This window comes from Burkholderia territorii (genome assembly GCF_001718335.1).
GTDB lineage: Bacteria > Pseudomonadota > Gammaproteobacteria > Burkholderiales > Burkholderiaceae > Burkholderia > Burkholderia territorii.
Genome location: NZ_CP013365.1, coordinates 2,297,384 through 2,322,534, shown reverse-complemented (window position 1 = coordinate 2,322,534; position 25,151 = coordinate 2,297,384). Strand labels below are relative to the sequence as shown.

Here is a 25,151-nt window from a genome sequence, read left to right as displayed (position 1 = left end):
CACACAGGGACAACGCAAACATGGCTCACATTCCTCAAATCAGGATTCCGGCGACGTATATCCGCGGCGGCACCAGCAAGGGCGTGTTCTTCCGGCTGCAGGACCTGCCGGAGGCCGCGCAGGCGCCGGGCGCCGCGCGCGACGCGCTGCTGCTGCGCGTGATCGGCAGCCCCGATCCGTACGGCAAGCAGATCGACGGCATGGGCGGCGCGACGTCGTCGACGAGCAAGACGGTGATCGTATCGAAGAGCACGCGGCCCGGCCACGACGTCGACTACCTGTTCGGGCAGGTCGCGATCGACAAGGCATTCGTCGACTGGACCGGCAACTGCGGCAACCTGTCAGCGGCGGTCGGCCCGTTCGCGATCAGCGGCGGTCTCGTCGATGCGTCGCGTGTGCCGCGCGACGGCATCGCGACCGTGCGTATCTGGCAGGCGAACATCGGCAAGACGATCGTGGCGCACGTGCCGATCACGAACGGCGCGGTGCAGGAGACGGGCGATTTCGAGCTGGACGGCGTCACGTTTCCGGCTGCCGAAGTGCAGCTCGAGTTCATGGACCCGGCCGCCGAGGAAGAAGGCTCGGGCGGCGCGATGTTCCCGACCGGCAACCTCGTCGACGATCTCGCCGTGCCGGGCATCGGCACGCTGAAGGCGACGATGATCAACGCGGGGATTCCGACCATCTTCGTCGAGGCGGAAGCGATCGGCTATACGGGCACGGAGCTGCAGGACGCGATCAACGGCGATGAGAAGGCACTCGAGAAGTTCGAGACGATCCGCGCACATGGCGCGCTGCGCATGGGCCTGATCGATACGCTCGACGAGATCGCGACGCGGCAGCACACGCCGAAGATCGCATTCGTCGCGAAGCCGGCCGACTATGTCGCGTCGAGCGGCAAGCGCGTGAGTGCGGGCGACGTCGACCTGCTGGTGCGGGCGATGTCGATGGGCAAGCTGCATCACGCGATGATGGGCACGGCGGCGGTCGCGATCGGCACGGCCGCGGCGATCCCCGGCACGCTCGTCAATCTCGCGGCGGGCGGCGGCGAACGCAACGCGGTGCGCTTCGGCCATCCGTCGGGCACGCTGCGCGTCGGTGCGGAAGCGCGGCTGGAGAATGGCGAATGGACCGTCACGAAGGCGATCATGAGCCGCAGCGCGCGTGTGCTGATGGAAGGCTGGGTGCGGGTGCCGGGGGATGCGTTCTGAGCGTGCGTCGGTTCGCGCGTGTAATCCTGCAGTGCTGGACTTGACCGATCCCTGCGAAGCGGACCCGCTGCGCAGGGATTTTTCGTTTGGCGCACGCGTGACGAAGGCAATTCGCCATGCAATGCGTCGCAGGCGGGGCCGTACTGGTGTGCGGAAGTGCATTCCGGTCATGATGAACGGGATTCGCGCTGGCTCGAGTCGTCGCGAATCGATCGCGAAGTATGGGACCCGCGTAAGCGCTAAAGCGCTAACGCGGGTCGACAGGAGAAACGTATGTCGCTTGGTGTTCCGCTTTCCGGCCTCCACATCGTCGAATTCGAGGGCCTCGGCCCCGGCCCGCTCGCAGGCTGGATGCTCGCCGGGATGGGCGCGCGGGTCACGCTGATCGCGCGTCCGGCGGGCCGCACCAGCGCGCCGGACGCGCTGCAAGGCCGCGACGGCGATCTACTGCGCGAAGGCAAGACGATCGTCGAACTCGATCTGAAGACGCCGGCCGGCCGCGACGCGGCGCTCGCGCTGATCGCGCAGGCCGACGCGCTGATCGAGGGGCTGCGACCGGGTGTGATGGAGCGCCTCGGTCTCGGTCCGGACCACTGCGCGCACCACAATTCGAAGCTCGTCTACGGACGGATGACGGGCTGGGGCCAGGACGGCCCGCTGGCGTCGGCGGCCGGGCACGACCTGAACTACGTCGCGCTGACGGGGCTGCTGTCGCTGTCCGCGCCGCGCGACGGACGGCCCGGCGTGCCGCCGACCGTCGTCGGCGATGCCGGGGGCGCACTCGGGCTCGCGTTCGGCATCGTCTGCGCGTTGCTCGACGTGTGCCGCGGCGGCCCCGGGCGCGTGGTCGACGGCGCGATCGTCGACATCGTATCGATGCTCGGCTCGCTCGCGCTTTGGGCGCGCGCGAACGGCCAGCTCGACGGCGCGCAGCCGAGCCTCTTCCACGATGCGCCGTTCTACGACGTGTATCGCTGCGCGGACGGCGAATGCGTGACGATCGGTGCGCTGGAGCCGCCGTTCTACGCGCTGCTGGTCGAGCGGCTCGGGTTGACCGACGTCGATCCGGCATCGCAGTACGACCGCGCGCGCTGGCCGGCGCTGAAGGCACGCTTTGCCGAGGTGTTTGCGCAGCAGCCGTCCGCGCACTGGCGCGCGCTGCTCGAAGGCACCGACGCGTGCTTTGCGCCGGTGCTGAGCGTGGCCGACGCAGTCGCGCATCCGCACAACGTTGCACGCGGGATCTATCGAACCGACGAGAACGGGAACGTGCGGGCGCGGGTGGCGCCGCGTTTTATGCCGCTGGCGGATGAGGGAGCCGAGTAGCGCCTCGAACTTCGCGGTTCGGGAGCAAACCCGGCATTGCTGATAGGGCACTCATATTGGAGCTAAATTTGGTGCTAAATAAGATACAATAAAAGTTCGATCGAACCAGGAGCGAACATGCCCCACACCATTCTGGCCAGCGTGACGGCGAGCGTTTCGGAGCTGAAGCGGAACCCGATGGGAACCGTTGCGGCGGGCGAGGGCTTTCCGGTCGCGATCCTGAACCACAACGAACCCGCGTTCTATTGCATCCCGGCGAAGACATGGGAGGCGATGGTCGAACGTCTCGAAGATATTGAAGACAACGCGCTTGCCGATTCACGCGCGAAGGAGAAAGTCGTCAAGGTCAAACTGAATGACCTTTGAGCTCGCCTTTCTCGAACTGCGTTGAAGGAATGGAAGAAGCTCGATCGCACCGTTCGCGATCAGTTCAAGGCGAGACTCGCCGAACGTCTCGAAAATCCGCGCATTCCTTCTGCGAAACTGCATGGTCATCCGGACCGATACAAGATCAAGCTGCGCAGTGTCGGCTATCGCCTCGTGTACGAAGTGCGCGAGTCGGAGGTTGTCGTGCTGGTGGTCGCAGTGGGGCGTCGCGAGCGCGATGCCGTCTATCTCGCCGCGATGAGACGCTCGCGCGACACGCGCTGAGGCTCCTGCGCTTTGCGGCTTGTCCCGTCGAACCGGCCGGCGGCGCCCGTCACGCCGTCTCCTCCCGCGCATCCGGCATCTTGCCGTCGCCGACGCGATTGATCGTGCCTTGCGCGATCGCGACGAGCCGCTCGTGATCGCCGTCGATGACGAACACATGACACTGGCAGGTCGCCTGGTGCCGGCCCGCGTAAACGACCTTCGCGCGCGCGACGAGCGTGCCGTTCACGGCCGGCCTCAGGTAGTTGATCTTGTATTCGGCGGTGATCACGCGCGGGCCGAGTACGAGCGCGCCGGCGAAGGTCAGCGCGTTGTCCGCGAGGTAGCCGATCACGCCGCCATGCACGAAACCGTGCTGCTGCCGCAACTCCTCCCGCACGGGCAGGCACAGCGACACTTCGTTGTCGCCGATATGCATCAGCTCCGTGCCCAGCAGCATGCTGAACGGTTGCGCGCGCAATGCGCCGCGCGCGTGGTCCGTGATGTCGGTCATCGACTTCCCTCGCAATGCGTGTCCGCTTGCGCTGAACTCTAGGAAGGGGGCTGCGGATAAGCAAGGAAATTCGTCCGCATTTCGTGCAAAGGCCGGTGCGATGCGACGCGATTATTGCGTCGAACGTGTGCGTTGTCCTCGTTTGCCGGCGATTGCGCGGGAATGACGGGTGCTCGCCCGTGTGCCTCTGTCCACGTTCCTAAAGTCCGACGAAGAAATGCCGCTAATGCCGGGGCATTGCTCCATCGTCGCCTCTCCAGGAATCTTCCCCATGTTCGGAAAAATCAAGCTCGCGTCGGGTCTGCTCGGCGTGTTGACCGTGTTTTGCGTCTTTCTGTTCGCGATCGAGGCGCTCGGCTTCTGGGCGCTCGCATCGACACGCAGCGGCGTCGACGATCTGTCGAACGTCGCGATCGCGCAGGTCGACGCGGCCAGCCAGGCGACCGAGCGCCTGCTCGACGCACGCGTGAACCTGTCGCGCGCCGGCACGCGAATGGTGCGCGGCGGCCCGAAGCCCGACGAGATCATCCGCCATGCCAGCGCTTCGCTTGCCGAAGCGGACAAGGCGTTTGCCGCGCTGACGGCCGCGCAGGCCGTCGACGCGACGAACCGCGCGCACGTGGCGGCGCTCGTCGAGCGCTATCGCGCGCTGCGCGGCGCACTGGGCGAACTCGTGCAGTTCCTCGACGCCGGCAATATCCAGGCGTTCCTCGACCAGCCGACGCAGGGCTTCCAGGACGCGTACCTCGCCGAACTGCACCGCTTCGCCGACTACGGCGCCGCGTCGAGCCGCGATGCGCTGGCCACGATCGACAGCGGGATGCAATGGTTCAAGTGGGTCGGCATCGTGCTGCTGGCGGCGATGCTCGCGGCCAGCGCGGCGATCTACGCCGGCGCGCGGCGCGCGGTGGTCGCGCCGCTGGACGAAGCCGGCCGCCATTTCGAGCGCATCGCGCAGGGCCGGCTCGACGAAACCGTGCGGGCGGGCGGCGTGTTCGAGATCGACCGGATGTTGCGCGGCCTGGCCGCGATGCAGGCGAGCATCGCGGATACCGTGCGCACCGTGCGTCACGCGTCCGACGCGATCCACCTCGGCGCGGGCGAGATCGCCGGCGGCAACGCGGACCTGTCCGCGCGTACGGGCACGCAGGCCGCGTCGCTCGAGGAAACCGCCGCGAGCATGGAGCAATTGACCGCCACGGTCCGTCAGAACACCGACAGCGCGCGCGCGGCCAGCGCATTGGCCGACGCGGCGCTCGACGCCACGCGCCAGGGCGGTGGCGTGGTCGACAGCGTGATCGACCGGATGCGCGGCATCGCGCAAAGCTCCGGACGCATCGCGGAGATCATCTCGGTGATCGACGGCATCGCTTTCCAGACCAACATTCTCGCGCTGAACGCGGCGGTCGAGGCCGCGCGGGCGGGCGAGCAGGGTCGCGGCTTCGCGGTGGTCGCGGGCGAAGTGCGCTCGCTCGCGCAGCGCAGCGCGCAATCGGCGAAGGAGATCAAGACACTGATCGAGGAGTCGGTCGCGCAGATCGACGGCGGCTCCGAACTCGTCGAACGGGCCGGCGACGCGATGCGGACGGTATCGGCGTCGATCACGCGGGTCGTGCAGACGATGTCGGAAATTACGGCCGCGTCGGTCGAGCAGAGCGTCGGCATCGAGCAGGTCAACCAGGCCGTCACGCAGATGGACCAGCTGACGCAGCAGAACGCGGCGCTGGTCGAGCAGGTCGCGGCGGCGGCCGCGTCGCTGAACGACCAGACCGCGCACCTGATGCAGGCGGTGGCGGTGTTCGAGCTGGGCGACGCGCGCGCGGCTCGCGATGTTCGCGGCGAGCGCGCGTCGTCGTCGTTCGCCGACGCGGGTTACGAGACGGCGGGCAGCGCCGCGTAAGCGCTCGCGAGGTGGTAGGGCGTCGTCGACGGCATGTCGGCGCGCGACACCTGTCCGTCGGCCGCCTTGCACTCGAACCAGCCGCGCGGATGCAGGAAGCGCGCGGCGAAGCGCTCGATCTGCAGCGCGAGCGGCGCGGAGGCCGGCGTGCCGCCGTGCGTGGCGAGCGCGCGCAGATATTCGGTCTGCGCCCAGATTCGCTGCGTGCCGTCGATGCATGCGCCTCGTGCATCGACCGCCGCGCACACGGCGCCCGTGAGCGGATCGATCCCGTGCTGCTCGGCGAACGCGAACGCGCGCGCGAGAGCGTCGGGGAGCCCGGTTTGCGCGAGGCGCGCGCCGGCCGCATCGACCAGATAGAACCATTCGAACTGATGGCCGGGCTCGAAACGGTTGTCGGCCGCCCCGAGCGGCAGCTCGGCGACGCAGCCGGTCGCCGGATCGACGAACGTGCGCTCGACGGCCTGCGCGGTGCGTACGAGCGCATCGTCGAACGAGGCGTCGCCGAACGCATCGGCGGCCGCGAGCCATGCTTCGGTCAGATGCATCAGCGGGTTCTGCAGCGCGCCGCTGCCCGATGACGAGAAGTCGGCGTGACGCGCGGCGTCGAGCAGCGCATCGCCCGGCTGCGGCGCGAAGCGGTCGTGGATCAGCGCGGCGGTGTCCTCGGCGACCGTGCGCGCCGCGGCATCGCCCGACGCCGCATGCCATGCCGCGCACGCGAACACGACGAACGCGTGCGTATAGAGATCCTTGGTCGTGTCGAGCGGTGCGCCTTGCGCGTCGACGCTGTAGAACCAGCCGCCGTGGCGCGGGTCGCGGAAGCGGCTGCACAGCGAGTCGAACAGCGTGGCCGCGTGCGCGGTGTTGCCGGCCTGCGCGAACACGAACAGTTGTCGCGCGCATGCCATTGCGCGATAACGGGTGACGGGCAGCGGTGCATGGGTGGCCGGATCGACGGCCTCGAACGGCAGCCGCAGTGTCTGGTCGAACCCTGAACCCTGCCAGATCGGCAGGATGACGTGCGCAAAATGGTCGCGCAATCGGGCGGCCTGGGCGGAAGCGGAATCGGGAACGGACATGGCGGGGTTGAGCGCTTGGATCGAATTGAGTCGGCGCGGAGCGACGCGGCCGGGGCCAAGGATAAACCATTCCGCGCGGCCGTCCCCAAAACAGGAGGGAAATCGAATGCTTGGCAACCTGGAACTCGTGATGCGGCTGGTTCTCGCGGCGGCGCTCGGCAGTGTCATCGGCTTCGAGCGGGAGCGCCTTTCGTGGGCAGCCGGCCTGCGCACGCACATGCTCGTTTGTGTCGGCTCCACGCTCATCATGATCGTGTCGGCGTTCGGTTTCGCCGACGTGCTGGGCAGCAGCGACCACATCGTGCTCGATCCGTCGCGGATCGCCGCACAGGTGGTGTCGGGCATCGGTTTCCTCGGCGCCGGCTCGATCCTGCTGCGCGGCGAGATCGTGCGCGGGCTGACGACGGCCGCGAGCCTGTGGTCGGTCGCCGCGATCGGCCTCGCGGTGGGCGGCGGCCTGTACGTCGCGTCCATCTCCGCGACGATCATCATCCTGATCATCCTGGCCGGCATCAAGCCGCTCGAGCGGCGCTACTTCACGGTGCGGCAGCGGCGTCAGCTCGCGCTGACGGTGGTGAGCGGCGCGCTGACGTTCGATTCGCTGCACGCGGCCCTCGGCCCGGACAGCGCGCGTGTGAAGCAATTCATCGTGCAGCGCGCCGACGACGCGGGCGAGCACGACGAAGTGCGCATCGCGTTCGCGCGCGTGTCGGATCTCGAATACCGCGCGATCTGCGACAAGCTGCGCGCGCTGCCGTGCGTGACGCGATTCGACGAGGGCGGCGGGTTGTCGGGCGAAGAATAGACGGCATCCGATCGGCCGGATCGGCGATCGGTCATGCGACAATGGCCGGTCACTGATTCCGTTCGACATCCGGTTCCGCGTTCGCGGGCCCGTCATCCGACTCCATGACCGAATCCGTTTCCCTGTCTCGCTCCCGTTCCCGCGCCGACCGCTCGTCGGCCCGTTCGCGTCCGCGTCCGCGTGCCGTCGCGGCCGCGGCAGACAATGCCGCGAGGGCAACCGCGCGGCCCGGCAATGCGACGGGCGGCGATGCGCCACGCGACGAACGCACGCTCGACCTGTTCGGCGATCCGGTGCTCGAGCCGGCCGTGCGTGGGCCGGTGGTTTCGCGCGATGACGAGGCGATGGATGCCGGCACGGCGGCCACCGTCGCGGACAGCGAGGACGACGCCGGGCGGCAAGCGATGCTGGACGGGTTCGGCACGCCGGGTGCCGGTGCCGGGGCGCTCGAGCCGGCGCTTGATTTCGCGAAAACGGCGGTGTCTGCGTCGACGCCCGGAAACGGCGATCTGGCCGATGCCGATGTCGTGCGTGCGTCCGCTGTCGACGCAACGACGCGCGGCGAGGCACTGCCGTCCGACGGTGTTGCCATGACTGCGGCCGGTGCACTGGCTGCCGATGGCGGCGGGGCGGGCGCGGGTAGCGTGGCAAAAACCGGCGACGCGGCCGGCGCGCACGCCGATCGTTCGACGGCGAATGCCGGGGCGGCGGAAGGTGCGCTCGATTCGGTTATCGGCGGCGGACTCGTGAAACCGGCCGGTCAGCCCGAAGGCGCCGCGGCGCCGGTTACGCACGACGAAGCAGTGCGGACATCCGGCGAGACCACCACGAAGGGTCGTCGCACATCCTCAGGCTCCGGCGGAAAGCGCCGTGTGGCCGCAGGCGCGCGCTCAGCACCAGCGGCGCGTAGCGCGCCGGAAGCGGCAGCCGTCGACGCGGTGCCGGAAGCGCTCCCGGCGCAGCCTCCCGCGCCATCCACTGAACAGTCTGCGCCCGCCGAACCGGCCGCGCCCGCCGTTGCAGCGATTGCCCGTGACGACGCGCGACCAGCCGCGGCGCCAGCCTCGCCGCTCGTGCAGCCTGTTGCCTCGGCGGCGTCGTTCGTGACGAAGCCGTCGGCGGATCGCGCGCAACCGGCCGCGTCGAGCGCGTCGGCCTTCGATCCCGACACGCAACTGCGCCCGCTGTCGGATCGGCTCGCCGCGCTGCAGGCCGAGACGGCCGGCATGAAGCAGGCGGCCGATCGCGAGATGCGGCGCGTCAACCGGCTGCTGCTGGCGCTGGCGATCGTCGTGTTCGCGGGGCTCGTCGCGCTGGTGCTGCAAACGCGGCAGATCGCGCACCTGAAACAGGAAGTCGACGCCCGGCAGCAGCGGATCGACCGGCTGGCTGCCGACCTGTCGACGCAACAGGCAACGTTGATGACGCTCGCGGAGCACCACGAGGCGATGCTGTCGCAAGTCGACCGGCTGCAGCGCAATGCGAACCGCGAGGCAGCGGCCGCGAAGCGCACGCGTCGCACGCGTTAAATCATCCGACCCTACCTGCAAACCTTGGTGTGACAACGGGCGGCGCGCCTGATCGTCGATCAGCGGCGGCGCGGGTGCGGCAAACTGATGCGGTGAGCTGGCAGAGTTCAGGGAAAACCCTTAGAATGACATCCATCTAAGGGAAAACCCTAGCGCTATCTGTCAGGAGTCTCACATGAGCTTCATTCTTGCCCTGCTGCAAAAGATCGACGACCTGTTCGTCTCCCCGCACCTGCCGCTCGACGCGGACTACTCGTACGCTGCGCGTCACGCCGAAGCCGAACGCGTGCGTCGTGCGAACCTCGTGCCGATCGTCCTGTACCGTCGCTGATTCGCTGATTCGCTGATTCGCTGATTCGCTGATTCGCTGATTCGGCGCGGCGCTCGGCGCCCCTGCCTGCCCGCTTTCCGCCGCCGCATCGCGCGCCGGTGCGACCGTCCCGCTACACTGGAAGTCCGACTTCCCTCGCGACATCCGGGCCATGCTGCAGATGCGGCCGATGACGGCCGGTGAATTCCGCGCATACCGCACGCGCGCCATCGACGGCTACGCGCGCGATCTCGTGTCATCCGGGCAGAACGCCGCCGATGACGCAGCAAGCCGCGCCCGGGCCTGTTTCGACACGTTGCTGCCCGACGGCCTGCTCACCGCCGGCCAGACACTCGTCCAGCTGATCGACGCCGCCAGCGGCGACACGGTCGGCGACCTCTGGTACGCGATCGTGCCCGAAGGGCCGAACCGTACGTTGTTCATCTACGACCTCGACATCATCCCGACCCGCCGCCGCGAGGGCTGGGCCACGCGCGCGCTCGATGCACTGGAAGCCGAGGCGCGCCGTCATGGCGTCACCGAGATCGGGCTGTCGGTCTTCAATCACAACACGGCGGCCCGCGCACTGTACCGGGCGTGCGGCTTCGTGCCGATCACCACGACGCTGATCAAACCGGTCGTCCCGGGCTGACGCCCGCATGTGCGTGTGCGGGTGACGCGCGTCGCCGTTTCCCCTGCCTCCTTCCGATGATCCGTGCGGACGCAGCGCATTCGACTTGTGCCCGGCCGGTCGGCAAGCCATTTCCGATACTGCAAGCGCCTGACGTCCGTCGGACGACGCGGCCGGATCACCGTGCGCGGCCTTTCCATCTCCGCAACAGCAACGCGTTCGTGACGACGCTGACGCTGGAGAACGCCATCGCCGCCCCCGCGATCACCGGATTCAGCCAGCCGAGCGCCGCGAGCGGCACGCCGATCAGGTTGTAGACGAACGCCCAGAACAGGTTCTGCTGGATCTTCCGATACGTGCGCTTCGAGATGTCGATCGCGTCGGCGACGAGCGCCGGATCGCCGCGCATCAGCGTGATGCCGGCCGTATGCATCGCGACGTCGGTGCCGGTCGCCATCGCGATGCCGACGTCGGCCGCGGCGAGCGCGGGCGCGTCGTTGATGCCGTCGCCGACCATGGCGACGATTCCGCCGTGCGTGCGTTTCAGTTCGGTCACCACGCGCGCCTTGTCGTCGGGCAGCACCTGCGCGTGCACTTCGCGGATCCCGAGCGTCGCCGCGACGGCCGCCGCGCTGCCGCGGTTGTCGCCCGTGACGAGCACGCTCGCGACGCCTCGCGCCGTCAGTGCCGCGACCGCGTCGCGCGCGCCGGGCTTCACGGTGTCGCCGAACGCGATCAGCGCGAGCGGCGCGCGCGGTGCGTCGGCGCGCATCAACCATGAAATCGTGTTGCCCGCCCGTTCGAGTTCGGCGGCGCGCGCGTCGAGTTCGGGCGACACGACGATGCCGAGTTCGTCGCGCCACCGTGTGCTGCCGAGCGCCAGAAGCTGGCCGCCCACGCGCGCCTCGACACCGCGTCCGGCCACCGCGCGTGCATCGGTCGCGACGGCCTCGGTCGAAGCCGTGGCGCCACCGCGCGCCACGACGTCCGCATCGTGCGCGGCGACCACGGCGCGCGCGAGCGGGTGATCGCTTTGCCGCTGGATCGCAGCCGCGAGAGCGAGCGCTTGCTCACGCGGGATGCCGACGGCGTCGAATGCCGTCACGGACGGTTTGCCTTCGGTCAGCGTGCCGGTCTTGTCGAATGCGATCACCGTCGCGCGCTGCGCGAGTTCGAGCGCCTGGGCGTCCTTGATCAGCACGCCATGGCGCGCCGCGACACCGGTGCCCGCCATGATCGCGGCGGGCGTCGCGAGGCCGAGCGCGCACGGGCACGCGATGACGAGCACCGCGACGGCGTTGAGAATCGCCGTTTCGGTGCCGGCGCCGGCGATCAGCCAGCCGACCAGCGTGAGCACGGCGATGCCGAGGATCGCCGGCACGAACACTTCGCTGACGCGATCGACGAGCCGCTGGATCGGCGCCTTTTCCGCCTGCGCGGATTCGACGAGGCGGATGATGCGCGCGAGCGTCGTCTCCGCACCGATCGCGGTGGTTTCCACGACGAGCGCGCCCTCGCCGTTGATCGAGCCCGCCGTGACCGGGTCGCCGTCGTCCTTCGGCACCGGCAGGCTTTCGCCGGTGATCAGCGATTCGTCGACGTGCGAGCGGCCGGACACGATCCGGCCGTCGACCGGCACCCGCTCGCCGGGGCGGATGCTGACGGTCGTGCCGACGCGCACCTGCGCCAGCGGCACGTCGCGTTCGATGCCGTGCTCGACGACGCGCGCGCGATCGGGGCGCAGCGCATTGAGCGCGCGGATCGCCTCGGTCGTCTGGCGTTTCGCGCGCGCTTCGAGCCATTTGCCGAAGCGCACCAGCGTGATGATGACGGCCGATGCTTCGAAATACAGATGGCCGGGGTGCGCCGGGTCGCGCAGCAGCATCCACAGGCTCAGGCCGAACGCGGCCGACGTGCCGAGCGCCACGAGCAGGTCCATGTTGCCGGTGCGTGCCTTCACCGCGTGCCAGGCGGCGCGGTAGAAGCGCGCGCCGAAGCCGAACTGCACGATCGACGCGAGCACGAGCTGCAGCCAGCCGGGCAGCATCGCGTCAATGCCGAACGGTCCGACGAGCATCGGCAAGACGAGCGGCGCGCTCAGCACGGCCGAGCCGATCACGAGATTGCGTTCGCGGATCGCTTCGCGGCGCTTGCGCGCGTCGGGGGCTTGCGCGGGTTCGCCGGCGTGGGCCGCGGCGTCGGTCGACGCGCCCGTGTCCGGCGCAGCGGCGAGCGACGCCCGATAACCGGCCGTCGTGACCGCCGCGATCAGCGTGGCGGCATCGAGCGCGCCGGTGCCGTGTACCGATGCGCGTTCGGTCGCGAGATTGACCGACGCATGCGTGACGCCGGGCACGGCGGCCAGCGCCTTTTCGACGCGTCCGACGCACGATGCGCAGGTCATGCCGCCGATGTCGAATTCGAAATCGCGGGAAGCGGCCGGCGGCGGCGCGGCGGCGGGTGTCGCATCGTAGCCGGCTTGCCGCACGGCGTCGGCCAGCTGCGACGCGGAAACGTCCGGTGCCGCGTCGACGGTCGCGCGCTCGGTGGCGAGGTTGACGGACGCGTGCGTGACGCCGGGCACCTTCGCCAGCGCCTTTTCGACGCGCGACACGCAGGACGCGCAGGTCATGCCGTCGATGTCGAGTTCGATGCTGGCGGCGGGCGCGGGCGGCGTCGTCACAGCCCGCGCGGGGCTCGCATTCGCATGGTCGGCGTGCTCGGCGTGCTCGGCGTGCTCGGCCGCAACGGCATCGGCGGCTTCGACCGCCGCTTCGCGCACGGCCGCGCGATAGCCGGCGGCGTCGACCGCGGCGACGAGCTGCGCCGGCTCGACCGTGTCCTGCGCGGTGACCGTCGCCGCATGCGCGTCGAGGTCGACCGCGGCCTCGACGACACCCGGCACGGCGGCGAGCGCACGCTGCACGCGGCCCGTGCAGCCGCCGCAATGCATGCCCTCGATGGCGAGTTCGATCGTTTGCATGTCGGTGCACGCGTGTGGTTCGGTCATGTCGGATTCCCCAGGAGCGCGGTTCATGCCGCGAATGAAGCCAGTATCAACATTCCCATGGTGGGAAGGTCAAGGGGCGATGCAATACCGGATCGTGCCGACGGCCGCCTCATTTTCGCCCGCCGTGCCGCGTCGTGCAGGCGGCGAGCGGCTCCGGCCAGGGGCCGGATCGGTGGAAGTCCTGGCCGGCCGCGGCCCGGCTACCGCCGCGTCCGATATTCGGCATATTGGGGGATGCCCTTAGGCGCTATGATACCGGCCTGACATCAGCGCCCGCCCCGCGAAGCGGCAATCGGGCACGCTGGGGTGCCTTGCTTTCGCCGATCGTGAGTCGAACAAGGCGTTGACTGACAAGAACGATATTCGGCCAGTACTCGATGATTGAAAACCTGCGAGAATCAATTTTCCTGCGGCGCGCGGCAGGCGCGTCGCTGGCTCTGGCGGCACTGCTGACGGGATGCGCGTCGCAACCGGACGCGATCCAGCGGAAAACCGGCTGGATGCGTGCCGAAGTGGCCGACTCCTATGTATACGCCTATCCGCTCGTGCTGATGGACGTCGCGAAGGAAGCCGCGACCGGCGGCGACGGCGCGCAGCCGGGCCAGGCGCCGCTCAACACGTTGCGTCACGCGCAGGCGCTGCCGCCCGTCGGCGCGCTCAACCCGCCGCTGCCGGGTGTCGACACGCTCGACTCGACCGGCTGGCTCGACGTCGGCACCGAGCCGGTGATCGTGACGCTGCCGGATACCCGCGGCCGCTACTGGGATGCCCGCGCGCTCGACATGTGGACGAACGTGCTGTGGTCGTCGTCGAGCGTGGCGGCGCGGGGCGCTCGCGGCGCCGCGCGATCGCAAACGATTGCCTTCGCCGCGAAGGACTGGCAGGGCACGTTGCCGAAGGGCGCATTGCGTGTCGACGTGCCGTCGGCCAACGCATGGCTCGAAGTGCGGCTGCAGACGAGCGGCGGCCGCGACCTCACGAACGTGAAGAAACTGCAGCGGGCGATCCGCGTGGTGCCGCTGTCCGTCTATACGGGCAGCACACGCGGCGCGTCGGTCGCGGTCCATGCGGGCAGCGCGCCGTCGGAAGCGGCGAGCGGCGGCACGCCGGCCGAGCAGGTGGCCGCGCTCGACCCGAAGGCATTCTTCACGCGCTTCGCGCAGGCGCTGCAGGACAACCCGGCACCGGCCGACGACGCGCACGCGAACGAGTTGCTCGCCGACATCGGCGTGCGGGCCGGCTACCCGGTGCTGTGGACGGGCGATCGCCTGAGCGCCGCGACGGCCGGCGTCGCCGAGGCGCGCGCGCGGCTCGCGACGCCGCCGTCGAACCTGCTGAGCGCGAACGGCTGGAGCTGGATCGGCGACACGGCGGGCAAGTACGGCCAGGACTACGCGCTGCGCGCGTACGCGGCGTACACGCAGTTCGGCACCGCGACGCGCGACGACGAGACGCTCGCGCTCGTGCGCGTCGACAGCGACGGCCACCCGCTGAACGGCGCGAACCGCTACCTGCTGCACTTCGCGCCGGGCGCGCTGCCGCCGGTGCGCGGGTTCTGGACGCTCACGCCATACGCGACCAACGGCGCATTGCCCGATGTCGGCTCGGCGCGCCGCTCGCTCGGCGACCGCGACCGGCTGCGCCGCAACCACGACGGCTCGATCGACGTGGTCGTGTCGGCGTCGCCGGGCGGCACGCATGCGGCCAACTGGCTGCCGGCGCCGCGTACCGATTTCGCGCTTGCGCTGCGACTCTACGCGCCGAAGCCGCAGGCGAGCGACGGCTCATGGATGCCGCCCGTCGTCGTCCGAAAGTGAACCGACGGGCACCGCCGCTGTCCGATCCGCGGGCGCGGCGGGCTCGCCCGAACGTCGTTCCGTCACCACCTGAGCCTATACTTTCGGGATAGCGTGCGCGGCCGCGCCGGTCTTCCGGCGCGGCCCGGCATCCATTCCCGAGGCATCCAAGCATGTCAAGCGCAGACAAAGAAACCGTACCATCCACTCTCCATGCCCTCGGCGGCGTTGCACGCTCGCGCCGGACCCGGCGTATCGGGCTCGGCGTGCTGATCTTCCTGGTTTTATTCGGACTGCTCGGATTCTTCGCGGCGCCGCCGCTGATCCGCCACATTGCCGAACAGCAGCTGAGCCAGCAGCTCGGCCGGCCGTCCACCATCCAGCGCATCGCGCTGAACCCTTACACGCTGAACCTCGAAGCCGACGGCGTGCACGTCGGCGAGCGCGGCGGCCAGGGCGACTTCATCGACATCGGCAAGCTCGTCGTGCGGCCGTCGTGGTCGTCGCTGTTCCGCGGTGCGCCGATCGTCAACGAAGTTCGCGTCGACTCGCCGCGCTTTCACGTCGTTCGCTACGACGCGCAACGCTTCAACTTCACCGACCTCATCGAGAAGTTCTCGACCCCGTCCAAACCCGAAAGCAAGCCGACGCATTTCTCGGTGTCGAACATCCAGGTCAACGACGGCCGGATCGACTTCGACGACCGCCTGCTGAACGAAAAGCACGTGGTCGACAACTGGACGCTCGGCATTCCGTTCATTGCGACGCTGCCGTCGAAGACCGACATCTTCGTGCAGCCGAAACTGCGTGCGCGATTCGACGGCAGCCCGATCGCGATCGACGGCAGGACGAAGCCGTTCGCGCTGTCGCGTGAGTCGGAAGTCGCGCTGAAGTTCGACCGGCTCGATGTGCCGAAGCTGATTTCATACGCGCCGGCGAAGCTGCCGGTGATCGTCACGAGCGGCCTGCTGAGCAGCGATCTCACGCTCAATTTCGTGATGAGCGGCGACACGCCGTCGCTGCGTGTGTCGGGCACCGTGGATCTCGGCGACGCGAAGGTGACCGACCGCGCGTCCGCGCCGCTGTTCGCCGCGCGCGGCGTGCACGTCGCGGCCGCCGGCCTCGAGCCGCTTCGCAACGTGCTGCATTTCGACGAGATCCGGCTCGACCAGCCGGTCATCGATCTGGCGCGCGACAAGCAGGGCGTGCTGAACGTCGAGAAGCTCGCCGGCCCGCCGGCTGCCGCGCCGAAGGCCGACGCGGGCAAGCCGGCCGCGTCGGGCGCCGCCGCGTCGACGGTCGCTGCTGCCAGCGCCGCGAGCGGCGCGAAGGTCGAAGCCGCCGCGAAGGAAGCGCCGCCGCTCGATCTGACGATCCGTCATGTCGCGATCGACGGTGGCACGATCAACGTCGACGACCGCGTGCCCGCGACGCCGACCGCGATGTCGCTGACGAAGCTCGCCGCGACACTCGACGGCTTCACGCTGCAGGGCAGGACGCCCGCGAAATACACGCTGTCGACGTCGCTGTCGCGCGGCGGCGACGTGAAGGCCGAGGGCGCGTTCAGCCTGGCGGCGAAGCAGGCCGACACGAAACTGACCGTCGACGCGCTCGCGCTGCCGGCGCTGCAGCCGTATCTGGGCGAAGCGACCCGTGCGCGCGTGCTCGACGGCACGCTCGGCGCGAGCGTCAATGCGAAGGCCGACTGGGGCAAGACGCCGCTCGACGCGCAGGTCGCCGACAGCACGGTGAGCGTGAAGTCGCTCAAGCTCGCGACGCCGGACACGAAGGCGCCGGCGATCGTGCTGCCCGACGCGAGCGCGAAGATCGCGAAGGTCGACGTCGCCGCGCGCATCGCGGAAATCGCGAGCGTCGACGCGACCGGGCTCGCGCTGGACGTGAAGCGCCTGAAGGACGGCAAGATCGATCTGGCCGCGCTGGGCGAACCCGCGCAGGCGGCGGTGCCCAAGCGCACGGTCGCGCGCAAGGCCGCGGCGGCCGCGCCGTCGTGGCACTACCGGATCGACGCGCTGAACGTGAAGGAATCGTCCGCGAACTTCACGGACCTGTCGACGCCGCGCCCGGTGAAGCTCGCGATCAAGCCGCTCGACCTGTCGGTGCAGAAGATCAGCGACGACATGACGAAGCCGCTGCCGGTGCAGTTGAAGGCGACGCTGAACCGCAAGGGCTCGGTCAACGTGTCGGGCGACGTGACCGCGCAGCCGCTGAAGCTCGGCCTGAAGATCGACGGCAACCGGCTCGATGCGGCCGCGTTCGAGCCGTACTTCGGCAGCGCGCTGAACGCGACCATCGCAAGCGCGCTGCTCAACGCGCAGGGCAACCTGACGTTCGCGCAGGTGAAGGACACGCCGCGCGCGACCTATCGCGGCGACGTCGCGCTGGTCGACGTGCGGATGCTCGACAAGGCGACCTCCGACCCGTTCGCGGGCTGGCGCTCGCTCGCGCTGTCGAACCTGAAGGTGAACTACGACGAGAAGGGCACCGACGTCGACGCCGCGCGCGTAACCTTCTCGAACTTCTACGGCCGCGTGCTGCTCGATGCGCAGGGGCGGCTGAACCTGAAGGACGTCGTCGCGAAGGAGACGGGCCCCGCGCAATCGCTGACGCGCGACGCGAGCAAGACCGAACCGGTGCCGCTGTCGCCGGGCGTGACGCCGCCGGCCGCCGCGCAGGCGGCGTCGGCCGCGGCCGCGCAGCAGGCATCCGCGCCGGCCGCCGCATCGGCGACGGTCGTCGTGAAGGCCGCGCCGCAGCCGCAGAATCCGGTGCGCATGCATTTCGGCCAGCTCGTGCTGCAGAACGGTCGCGTGACCTACACCGACAACTTCATCAAGCCGAATTACACGGCGAACCTGGTCGCGATCAAGGGCACGGTCGGCGCGTTCGGTACGGACTCGACGACGTCCGCGCCGGTCGACGTCGCCGCGAATCTCGCGGGCAACGGGCCGATCTCGATCAAGGGCTCGGTGAACCCGCTGATCGACAAGCCGGCGCTGGATCTCACCGCGACCGCGCACGACATCGAGCTGACCAACCTGACGCCGTATTCGGCGAAGTACGCCGGCTACCCGATCACGAAGGGCAAGCTCAACGTCGACCTGCATTACCAGCTCGCGAACGACCAGCTGCAGGCGAACAACCACATCTTCATCGACCAGCTCACGTTCGGCGATCACGTCGACAACGACACGGCGACGAAGCTGCCCGTGAAGCTCGCGATCTCGCTGCTGAAGAACACGCGCGGCGAGATCGACGTGAACCTGCCGGTGTCGGGCTCGCTGTCGAATCCGGAGTTCAGCGTCGGCGGGCTGATCTGGCGCGCGGTGCTGAACCTGATCGCGAAGGCGGTCACGTCGCCGTTCACGCTGCTCGCGAACGCGTTCGGCGGCAGCGGCGGCGAGGATCTCGGCTACGTCGAGTTCGCGCCGGGCTCGTACGCGCTCACCGACGCGCAGCAGAAGAAGCTCGACACCGTCGTGAAGATGCTGACCGAGAAGCCGTCGATCCGGCTGGACCTGATCGGCCGCGTCGATCCGGAGAAGGACACGCCGGGGCTGCGCGACGCGTACGTCGAGCGGCTGGTGCGCCAGCAGAAGCTGAAGGACGTGGTCGGCCAGGGCGAGAGCATCGATCCGATGTCGGTGAAGGTCGAACCGGCCGAGTACACCAAGTACCTGACGCGTGCATACAAGGCCGCCGACTTCAAGAAGCCGCGCAACCTGATCGGCCTGCAGAAGACGCTGCCCGATGCGGACATGAAGAAGGCGCTTGCCGATCACGCGCCGGCCGACGACAACGCGCTGCGCGCGCTCGCGCAGCAGCGCGCGCAGGCCGTGCGCCAATACCTCGACGGCAAGATCGATTCGAGCCGCATGTTCGTCGTGGCGCCGAAGCTCGATGCGAAGGGCATCGAGGACAAGGGCGCGACGACGCGCGTCGACTTCGGCCTGCAGTAAGCCGCGTCACCTCATCATCCGCCGCCGCGCCCGACCGGCAATCGGGCGCGGCGGCGCGTTCCTTTCAGCGTTCGGCGATCGCCGGTTCGCGCTTGTCCAGTTCCTTCCTCGCGGCCAGCGGCAGACGCGCGTCGTCCCACTGCGTCAGCCACTCGACCTCCTTCGCGGTGAACACCTGGCCGTAGTTGCGCAGCGCGTACTGCAGCGCGTCGACGACGTGATGGCGAATGATTTCGGGGGTGCGTGCATCGTCCAGCACGAACCGGAGAGCTTCCAGGGTCGACATACTCGTGCTCCGGGTCAGGGAAAACCCTTTATCACACGCCAATAGTCATGCGCCAAGCGCGAAAAAAAATCGCGTCGCCGGCGGTGGCGCGCAGCATGCACCGGCCCGGTGCGGAATTCGGGCGCGCTCGTTGCCGAGTGCGCCGCGCCACCGTGTTGTGCGACCGCGTCATGTCACTTGCGATTGGTTACGTTTGATAGAAAACAGAAAGCCCCGCTTCATCGGAGCGCCGCACGATCCGGCCATATTTTGCGCGCCTGATGGCAGGTCACGCAGTTCAACGTCAATCGATGAGGTGGGGTGATGATGTCTTTCCTTGGTAAGCAGCGGAAGTTGGCGGCAATGATGGCGGGCGCGCTGGCATTCACGGGCGCCAGCGCCTACGCGGCGCAGCAGGACGGCAACGGGCAGGGCAACGACGCCGGCCACGGCCGGCGCGTCGTTAAGCACGTGTTGCTGATCAGCGTCGACGGCCTGCACGAACAGGATCTCGCGCGCTGCATCGGCGCGAACACGTGCCCGAACATCGCGGTGCTCGCACAAAACGGCGTCACGTATACGAATGCCTATACGCCGGGCCTGTCGGACTCGTTCCCGGGGCTCGCCGCGCTCGTGACGGGCGGCTCGCCGAAGACGGCCGGCCTGTTCTACGACGTGTCGTACGACCGCAACCTGTACGCGCCGAGCGACACGACGTGCTCGGGCAAGCAGGGCTGGAACGTCGTGTTCGACGAGACGACCGGCATCGACGCAATGAACGGCGGCGCGCTCGTGCACCTCGACGGCGGCGGCGCGTTCAATCCGCAGGCGATTCCGCATGCGAAGGTCAACGGGCAGTGCGTGCCGGTCTATCCGCACAACTACGTGAAGACCAATACGGTGTTCGAGGCCGTGAAGGCCGGCGTGCCGAACGCATACACCGCGTGGGCCGACAAGCACGCGTGGGGTTACGACTGGCTGAACGGCCCGTCCGGCACCGGCGTGGACGACTTGATGCGTACCGAGATCAACTCGATCGACCCGGCGACGAACACCAACTACACCGACGTCTATTCGCACACCGCGCGCTTCGACAACCTGCACGTGCAGGCGCTGGTCAACCAGATCGACGGCCGCGACTCGACCGGCACGAAGAACGCGCCGGTGCCGACGCTGTTCGGCGCCAATTTCCAGACGCTCAGCGTCGCGCAGAAGGCGCCGGTCGCGAAGGGCGGCGGCTATCTCGATGCGAACTTCACGCCGAACGGCCAGGTTGCGAACGCGATCACGTACGTCGACAACTCGATCGGCCGCATCGTCAACGAGCTGAAGCAGCGCAACCTGTACACGTCGACGGCGGTGATCGTCACGGCGAAGCATGGCCAGTCGCCGACCGATCACACGAAGCTCGTGAAGAACGGCGACACGCTGACGAAGCTGCTCGAAGCGAACGACTATCTCGATCCGAACGGCAACTTCGGCCAGAACAACACGACGACGGGCAACCTGAACGACGGTTCGGGCCTGGTCGGCACGGGCTTCGTGCAGACCGACGACGTCGGCCTGATCTGGCTGCGCGACCGCAGCCAGCGCACGGCGGTGGTGCAGACGCTGAAGGCGAACCTCGGCTGCAACGCGCCGGGGATTTGCGCGGACGGCCCGCAGGCGTACATCCTGTACGGCGCGGCGCTGGCCGACCGGTTCGGCGATCCGGCCAACGGCCGCACGCCGGACATCGTCGTCCAGCCGAATCCGGGCGTGATCTACACGTCGAGCACGAAGAAGGACGAGGAACACGGCGGCAACGCGCCGGACGACAGCCACCTCGGCCTGCTCGTGTCGTATCCGGGCCTGCACCGCGCGCGCACGGTGACCGATCTCGTCGGCACGAAGCAGGTCGCGCCGACGATCCTCGGCCTGCTCGGCGCCGATCCGAAGCTGCTGCACGCGGTCGTGGCCGAGAACACGCACGTGCTGCCGGGGCTCGGCATCGATCGCTGACGTGACGTAACGGGCGGCATGGCGACGCCCACGGGCGCCGCCGTGCCGTTCGCCGCTCAGCCGTGCCCGGCGATGTCGGGCACGCTCAGCGGTGCGCGCATTCGTCGAGCATCCATTCCCTGAAGCGCCGCAACGCGGCGCTCGTCTCGAGACGCTCCGGCGCACAGCACAGGTAGTGCCCCTGCGCGTCGACGTCGACCGGCGCATCGAACGGCTCGACGAGCGCGCCGCTCGCGAGCGTGTCGACGATCAGGAAGCGCGGCACGAGCGCGAGTCCGAGCCCGGCTTGCGCGGCCTGGATCAGCACCGAATATTGTTCGAAGCGCGGCCCTGCCAGCGCGTTCATCCCGGCGACGCGATGGCGCTGCGCCCAGAGGGACCACGCGATCTCCGCCTGCTCGTGTACGAGCCGCGGCGCGGCAGCCGCGTCGGCGGGCGTGCGCAGCGCATGGCGTGCCGCGAATTCGCCGGAACAGGCCGGCACGAACGTGCGGCCGTCCAGGTAATCGCACCGGACGCCTTCCCATGCGCCGTCGCCATAGCGGATGGCCGCATCGAGTCCGAACGGAAACACGTCGCCGTGCGCGAGATGGCGGCGAAAACTCAGCGTGACCTCCGGCGCGCCGGCCAGAAAGCGCGCGAGGCGCGGCACCAGCCATTTCGTCGTGAAGGTCGGCACGCTGGCGATGGTCAGCAGGTCGCTGTCCTCGCGCGCGCTCAGCAATTCGATCGATGCGTTGCCGATTTCGCGCAGCGGGCCGATCACGCGTGCGTGATAAACCTGCCCGGCCCGCGTGAGTGCAAGCGTGCGCCCCTCGCGCACGAACAACTTCACGCCGAACATCGATTCGAGATTCGCGATCTGGCGGCTGACCGCGCTCGGCGTCAGGCCGAGCTCGCGCGCCGCATATGAAAAGTTCAGGTACTTCACGGAACTCGCGAACGCTTGCAGCTCCGCAACGTTGGGAAACAGGTGCTTCACGGCGAACTATTCCTTGCGCGCACAGATCGATGCGGGCGTTGTACGTTTTTTTCATGACGATGCCATGTCGGATCCGCACACTGCGTCCGTCATGACAACGCGTGCCGGACCGGCCCGGCGGGCGTTGCATGACCCGTTCCGTGTTCGCCAGCGAGATTCGCCATGCATCCGCCATCCGCTCCGGCCCTTGCCGAAGCTATTCCGATTCGTCGTAACAAACGGCCGCGTGCGATGGCGGGACGCCTGCTGCTGAACGCGCTCGTCGCGGTGTTCGGGCTGTATCTCGCGCTGCCGATCGTGCTGCTGCTGGTCGGCTCGGTCGGCCAGTCGTGGACGAACACGCTGCTGCCGACCGGCATCACGTCGCACTGGTTCGTCGATCTGGCCGCGAATCGCAGCTTCACCCGCGCATTCGGCACGAGCCTCGTGGTCGCGCTCGCCTGCTGCGCGATCAATGCCGTGCTGGCGCTGCCGCTCGCGTATGCGCTGCATCACCGCGCACTGGCCGGCCGCGGCTTCGCCGCGCGCATCGTGATGCTGATGCCGATCGCGGTGCCGGCGCTCACGCTCGGGTTCGGCTACATCGCGATCTTCAGCGGCGATGCGCTGCCGTGGCTCGGCACGCTGCCGCTGATGATCGCCGCGCACGCCGTGCTGACGCTGCCGTACCTGCTGCAGACGCTGTCGAGCGACCTGCGCCACCTGGGCATCGCGCATCTTGAGGCATGTGCGGCGACGCTCGGCGCGACGCCGCTGCGCCAGTTTCTGACGATCGTGCTGCCGAACCTGCGGCACAGCCTGTTCTCCGGGCTCGTGATGGTCGCCGCGCTGTCGATCGGCGAATTCCAGATCTCGAATCTCATCGCGGGCTTCCGTTACCGCAACTATCCAATCGTGCTGCTGCAGGCGTTCTACGGCGCGTCCGGGATGGCCTGCGCGGCGACCGTCGTGCTGCTCGTCCTCGCCGTGCTCGCGACGCTCGCCTCCGTCTTCACCGTGCAACGCCTGAAGTGAAACCGTCATGAGTCTCGATTTCGAACACGTCAGCTTCCAGTATCCGGGCGCCCGTCACGGCGTCGACGCGGTCACGCTGTCCGCGGCGCAGGGCGAGCTGCTCGCCGTGATGGGCCGCAGCGGTTCCGGCAAATCGACGCTGCTGCGCCTCGCCGCCGGCCTGCTCGACGGCTATCGCGGTCGTATCGCGATCGGCGGCCGCGACATGGCCGGCGTGCCGGTGTGGCAGCGCGAGGTCGGGATGGTCTTCCAGCACTACGCGCTGTTTCCGAACCTGTCGGTCGTCGACAACGTCGCCTATGGCCTGAAGATGCGCGGCATGGCCGCGGCGCCGCGCCGCCGCCGCGCGCTCGAGATGCTCGAACGCGTCGGCCTCGCGGCGCAGGCGGGGCGCAGCACGGCGCTGCTGTCCGGCGGGCAGCAGCAGCGCGTCGCGCTGGCCCGCGCGCTCGTGATCGAACCGAAGCTGCTGCTGCTCGACGAGCCGCTCGCGGCGCTCGATGCCGGCATCCGCCACCAGTTGCGCGACGAGATCCGCGCGCTGCAGCGCGCATGCGGCGCGACGACGCTGCTCGTCACACACGATCAGGACGAAGCGCTCAGCATGGCCGATCGCGTGGCGATCGTCGACGACGGACGCATGCTGCAGGCCGGCACCCCGCGCGACCTGTACGAGCGTCCGGCGACCGCGCAGGTCGCACGCTTCGTCGGCCATTCGACACTGCTGCGCGGCCGTGTGCTCGCGCAGGGCGCGGTCGACGTGCGATTCGCGACGCTGCACGCGGATACGGGCGCGCACCGGCCGGGCGATTCGGTCGAGGTGCTGATCCGGCCGGAACACCTGCAGCCCGATCCGCCCGCGGACGTCGCGAACCGCATCGCTGGCCGGGTCGGCGAGGTGCGCTACTTCGGCGCGACACAGCGCTTCGACTTCGTGCCGGCCGGCGCGACCGACGCGCTGCTCGGCGAAGGGCGCGAACTGCCCGCGCGTTCGGTGTCGATCGAGCCGCGCCATCTGCTCGTGCTGCCCGCCGCGTGAGCGCGGGTGACCTATTCAACGGAGAATCCCGATGTCCGCACGCCGTCACTTTCTTCATGCGACGCGCCGCCGCCTGCTGGCGCTCTGCGCGTTCGCGACCCTGGCGCCCGCGCTTGCCCATGCCGCGCCGCTCTATCCGGGCGAGGACGCGCTGTACGAGAAGGCCGCCGACGAAGGGCTCGTCGTGTCGTTCGACACGGGCCCGGAGTGGGCGAACTGGAAGTCGCTGTTCGCCGAATTCCGCAAGCGTTACCCGAAGGTCGAGATCACGTACAACGACATCGGCTCGGCGGCCACCGTCGTCGCGCTCGACAAGTCGCGCCGCCGCCCGCAGGCCGACACCGCGTATTACTTCGCGGCATCGGCGCTCGATGCGACGGCCCGGGACGTCGTCGCGCCGTTCAAGCCGGTCAATTTCGACAGGCTGCCCGCGGTCTTCCGCGCGGCCGACGGCCGCTGGTTCGCGGTGCATTCGCTGAACATCGCGTTGCTCGTGAACAAGAAGCTCGTGAAGAACGTGCCGCAGCGCTGGTCCGACCTGCTGAAGCCGGAATATCGCAATGCGGTCGTGTATCTCGATCCGCGCTCGACCGGGCAGGGGCAGGTCGCCGTGTTCGCCGCCGCCTATGCGAATGGCGGCAGCATCGACAACCCGAAGCCGGGCGCGGAGTTCTTCGGCAAGCTGAAGCAGGCGGGCAACGTGCTGCGCGTCGAGGGGACGACGCCGTACGCGAAATTCGTCAAGGGCGAGATTCCGATCCTGATCGGCTACGAGAACGACGGGCTCAAGGCCAAGTACGTGGACGGCATGGGCGACGCGGCCGAAGTCGTGATCCCGCAGGACGGCAGCGTGTCGGCGCCGTACGCAATGAGTCTCGTGAAGAACGGCCCGAATCCGGCCGCCGCGCAGTTGTGGCTCAACCTCGTGATGAGCGACGTCGGACAGGCGCTGTTCGCGCAGGGCTTCGTGCGCCCGGCCGTGCCCGGCACGCCGGTGGCGCAGGACGTCGCCGCGAAGCTGCCGAACGCGCCGCAGGTGCGCCCGCTCGATGTCGCGAAGGCCGCGACGCACAAGGCCGAAGTCGACCAGCTCTGGTCGCAGGCTACGCTCGGCAAGTAAGGGGCGCGC

The 25,151-nt window shown here is 68.9% G+C and carries 20 protein-coding genes; 15 read left to right on the top strand and 5 right to left on the bottom strand.

Going from position 1 to position 25,151, the window contains the following annotated elements:
* Positions 1-20 precede the first annotated feature (20 nt).
* The 4 genes from prpF (at position 21) to WS51_RS10185 (ending at position 3,188) form a co-directional block, all read left to right on the top strand.
* The gene (prpF, locus tag WS51_RS10200) at positions 21-1,211 is read left to right on the top strand and encodes a 2-methylaconitate cis-trans isomerase PrpF (protein ID WP_069229055.1); all 1,191 of its coding nucleotides are present in this window, start codon (positions 21-23) and stop codon (positions 1,209-1,211) included.
* A 273-nt stretch (positions 1,212-1,484) separates the two neighbouring features.
* Positions 1,485-2,537 (top strand): CaiB/BaiF CoA transferase family protein, encoded by a 1,053-nt coding sequence (locus WS51_RS10195; RefSeq protein WP_069229054.1) that lies wholly within the window; start codon positions 1,485-1,487, stop codon positions 2,535-2,537.
* Positions 2,538-2,654: 117 nt separating this feature from the next.
* On the top strand, positions 2,655-2,903 hold the full coding sequence (locus WS51_RS10190) for a type II toxin-antitoxin system Phd/YefM family antitoxin (RefSeq protein WP_048023838.1): 249 nt from the start codon (positions 2,655-2,657) through the stop codon (positions 2,901-2,903).
* A 21-nt stretch (positions 2,904-2,924) separates the two neighbouring features.
* Positions 2,925-3,188 (top strand): type II toxin-antitoxin system RelE family toxin, encoded by a 264-nt coding sequence (locus WS51_RS10185; protein ID WP_069229053.1) that lies wholly within the window; start codon positions 2,925-2,927, stop codon positions 3,186-3,188.
* 49 nt (positions 3,189-3,237) lie between these two features.
* Here WS51_RS10185 and WS51_RS10180 read toward each other — a convergent pair whose 3' ends face one another.
* Entirely contained in the window at positions 3,238-3,681 is a 444-nt protein-coding gene (locus tag WS51_RS10180; protein WP_044845017.1) for a PaaI family thioesterase, read from the bottom strand.
* Positions 3,682-3,952: 271 nt separating this feature from the next.
* On the opposite strand from WS51_RS10180, the gene WS51_RS10175 reads away from it, so the two are divergent.
* Positions 3,953-5,581: a methyl-accepting chemotaxis protein gene (locus WS51_RS10175; RefSeq protein WP_069229052.1), complete on the top strand. Its 1,629-nt coding sequence runs from the start codon at positions 3,953-3,955 to the stop codon at positions 5,579-5,581.
* Here WS51_RS10175 and WS51_RS10170 read toward each other — a convergent pair.
* Positions 5,554-6,663 (bottom strand): AGE family epimerase/isomerase, encoded by a 1,110-nt coding sequence (locus WS51_RS10170; RefSeq protein ID WP_069229051.1) that lies wholly within the window; start codon positions 6,661-6,663, stop codon positions 5,554-5,556. The two genes, WS51_RS10175 and WS51_RS10170, sit on opposite strands and share 28 nt — an antisense overlap.
* Positions 6,664-6,769: 106 nt before the next feature.
* Here WS51_RS10170 and WS51_RS10165 point away from each other — a divergent pair, with 106 nt between their 5' ends.
* The 4 genes from WS51_RS10165 (at position 6,770) to WS51_RS10155 (ending at position 9,959) form a co-directional block, all read left to right on the top strand.
* Positions 6,770-7,468 (top strand): MgtC/SapB family protein, encoded by a 699-nt coding sequence (locus tag WS51_RS10165; RefSeq protein ID WP_069229050.1) that lies wholly within the window; start codon positions 6,770-6,772, stop codon positions 7,466-7,468.
* A gap of 104 nt (positions 7,469-7,572) precedes the next feature.
* Positions 7,573-8,997 carry a flagellar hook-length control protein FliK gene (locus tag WS51_RS10160; protein ID WP_069229049.1) on the top strand — a complete coding sequence of 475 codons (1,425 nt, stop codon included), beginning with the start codon at positions 7,573-7,575 and terminating at the stop codon, positions 8,995-8,997.
* Positions 8,998-9,172: 175 nt separating this feature from the next.
* Positions 9,173-9,328: a hypothetical protein gene (locus WS51_RS32505; RefSeq protein ID WP_167357970.1), complete on the top strand. Its 156-nt coding sequence runs from the start codon at positions 9,173-9,175 to the stop codon at positions 9,326-9,328.
* A gap of 151 nt (positions 9,329-9,479) precedes the next feature.
* A complete protein-coding gene (locus WS51_RS10155) occupies positions 9,480-9,959 on the top strand; it encodes a GNAT family N-acetyltransferase (RefSeq protein WP_069229048.1) in 480 nt (159 codons plus the stop codon).
* Positions 9,960-10,116: 157 nt separating this feature from the next.
* Here the strand turns inward: WS51_RS10155 and WS51_RS10150 are convergent, their stop codons facing one another.
* A complete protein-coding gene (locus WS51_RS10150) occupies positions 10,117-12,948 on the bottom strand; it encodes a heavy metal translocating P-type ATPase (protein ID WP_081333541.1) in 2,832 nt (943 codons plus the stop codon).
* A gap of 377 nt (positions 12,949-13,325) precedes the next feature.
* Here WS51_RS10150 and WS51_RS10145 point away from each other — a divergent pair, with 377 nt between their 5' ends.
* On the top strand, positions 13,326-14,765 hold the full coding sequence (locus tag WS51_RS10145; RefSeq protein WP_059772707.1) for a DUF1254 domain-containing protein: 1,440 nt from the start codon (positions 13,326-13,328) through the stop codon (positions 14,763-14,765).
* A gap of 152 nt (positions 14,766-14,917) precedes the next feature.
* Entirely contained in the window at positions 14,918-18,721 is a 3,804-nt protein-coding gene (locus tag WS51_RS10140; RefSeq protein WP_069229047.1) for a DUF748 domain-containing protein, read from the top strand.
* Positions 18,722-18,785: 64 nt separating this feature from the next.
* Here WS51_RS10140 and WS51_RS10135 read toward each other — a convergent pair whose 3' ends face one another.
* A complete protein-coding gene (locus tag WS51_RS10135; RefSeq protein ID WP_059448952.1) occupies positions 18,786-19,007 on the bottom strand; it encodes a hypothetical protein in 222 nt (73 codons plus the stop codon).
* Positions 19,008-19,310: 303 nt separating this feature from the next.
* Between WS51_RS10135 and WS51_RS10130 the strand changes: the two genes are divergently transcribed.
* Positions 19,311-20,987, top strand: a complete 1,677-nt coding sequence (locus tag WS51_RS10130; RefSeq protein WP_059543421.1) for an alkaline phosphatase family protein — start codon at positions 19,311-19,313, stop codon at positions 20,985-20,987.
* An 85-nt stretch (positions 20,988-21,072) separates the two neighbouring features.
* Here the strand turns inward: WS51_RS10130 and WS51_RS10125 are convergent, their stop codons facing one another.
* Positions 21,073-21,969: a LysR substrate-binding domain-containing protein gene (locus tag WS51_RS10125; protein WP_059772714.1), complete on the bottom strand. Its 897-nt coding sequence runs from the start codon at positions 21,967-21,969 to the stop codon at positions 21,073-21,075.
* 162 nt (positions 21,970-22,131) lie between these two features.
* Between WS51_RS10125 and WS51_RS10120 the strand changes: the two genes are divergently transcribed.
* Genes WS51_RS10120 through WS51_RS10110 form a run of 3 tightly spaced genes read left to right on the top strand, consistent with a single transcriptional unit; the run spans position 22,132 to position 25,142 of the window.
* Entirely contained in the window at positions 22,132-22,983 is an 852-nt protein-coding gene (locus WS51_RS10120; protein ID WP_069229046.1) for an ABC transporter permease, read from the top strand.
* A gap of 7 nt (positions 22,984-22,990) precedes the next feature.
* Positions 22,991-24,022, top strand: coding sequence for an ABC transporter ATP-binding protein (locus WS51_RS10115; RefSeq protein ID WP_069229045.1), 1,032 nt, complete (start codon positions 22,991-22,993; stop codon positions 24,020-24,022).
* Positions 24,023-24,053: 31 nt separating this feature from the next.
* The gene (locus tag WS51_RS10110; protein WP_059543414.1) at positions 24,054-25,142 is read left to right on the top strand and encodes an extracellular solute-binding protein; all 1,089 of its coding nucleotides are present in this window, start codon (positions 24,054-24,056) and stop codon (positions 25,140-25,142) included.
* Positions 25,143-25,151: the final 9 nt, after the last annotated feature.

Bases quoted from the DNA above. Each gene is read 5' to 3' on its own strand.
- prpF (WP_069229055.1), top strand. From the start codon at position 21: ATGGCTCACATTCCTCAAATCAGGATTCCGGCGACGTATATCCGCGGC.
- WS51_RS10195 (WP_069229054.1), top strand. From the start codon at position 1,485: ATGTCGCTTGGTGTTCCGCTTTCCGGCCTCCACATCGTCGAATTCGAG.
- WS51_RS10190 (WP_048023838.1), top strand. From the start codon at position 2,655: ATGCCCCACACCATTCTGGCCAGCGTGACGGCGAGCGTTTCGGAGCTG.
- WS51_RS10180 (WP_044845017.1), bottom strand. From the start codon at position 3,681: ATGACCGACATCACGGACCACGCGCGCGGCGCATTGCGCGCGCAACCG.
- WS51_RS10175 (WP_069229052.1), top strand. From the start codon at position 3,953: ATGTTCGGAAAAATCAAGCTCGCGTCGGGTCTGCTCGGCGTGTTGACC.
- WS51_RS10170 (WP_069229051.1), bottom strand. From the start codon at position 6,663: ATGTCCGTTCCCGATTCCGCTTCCGCCCAGGCCGCCCGATTGCGCGAC.
- WS51_RS10165 (WP_069229050.1), top strand. From the start codon at position 6,770: ATGCTTGGCAACCTGGAACTCGTGATGCGGCTGGTTCTCGCGGCGGCG.
- WS51_RS10160 (WP_069229049.1), top strand. From the start codon at position 7,573: ATGACCGAATCCGTTTCCCTGTCTCGCTCCCGTTCCCGCGCCGACCGC.
- WS51_RS32505 (WP_167357970.1), top strand. From the start codon at position 9,173: ATGAGCTTCATTCTTGCCCTGCTGCAAAAGATCGACGACCTGTTCGTC.
- WS51_RS10155 (WP_069229048.1), top strand. From the start codon at position 9,480: ATGCTGCAGATGCGGCCGATGACGGCCGGTGAATTCCGCGCATACCGC.
- WS51_RS10150 (WP_081333541.1), bottom strand. From the start codon at position 12,948: ATGACCGAACCACACGCGTGCACCGACATGCAAACGATCGAACTCGCC.
- WS51_RS10145 (WP_059772707.1), top strand. From the start codon at position 13,326: ATGATTGAAAACCTGCGAGAATCAATTTTCCTGCGGCGCGCGGCAGGC.
- WS51_RS10140 (WP_069229047.1), top strand. From the start codon at position 14,918: ATGTCAAGCGCAGACAAAGAAACCGTACCATCCACTCTCCATGCCCTC.
- WS51_RS10135 (WP_059448952.1), bottom strand. From the start codon at position 19,007: ATGTCGACCCTGGAAGCTCTCCGGTTCGTGCTGGACGATGCACGCACC.
- WS51_RS10130 (WP_059543421.1), top strand. From the start codon at position 19,311: ATGATGTCTTTCCTTGGTAAGCAGCGGAAGTTGGCGGCAATGATGGCG.
- WS51_RS10120 (WP_069229046.1), top strand. From the start codon at position 22,132: ATGCATCCGCCATCCGCTCCGGCCCTTGCCGAAGCTATTCCGATTCGT.
- WS51_RS10115 (WP_069229045.1), top strand. From the start codon at position 22,991: ATGAGTCTCGATTTCGAACACGTCAGCTTCCAGTATCCGGGCGCCCGT.
- WS51_RS10110 (WP_059543414.1), top strand. From the start codon at position 24,054: ATGTCCGCACGCCGTCACTTTCTTCATGCGACGCGCCGCCGCCTGCTG.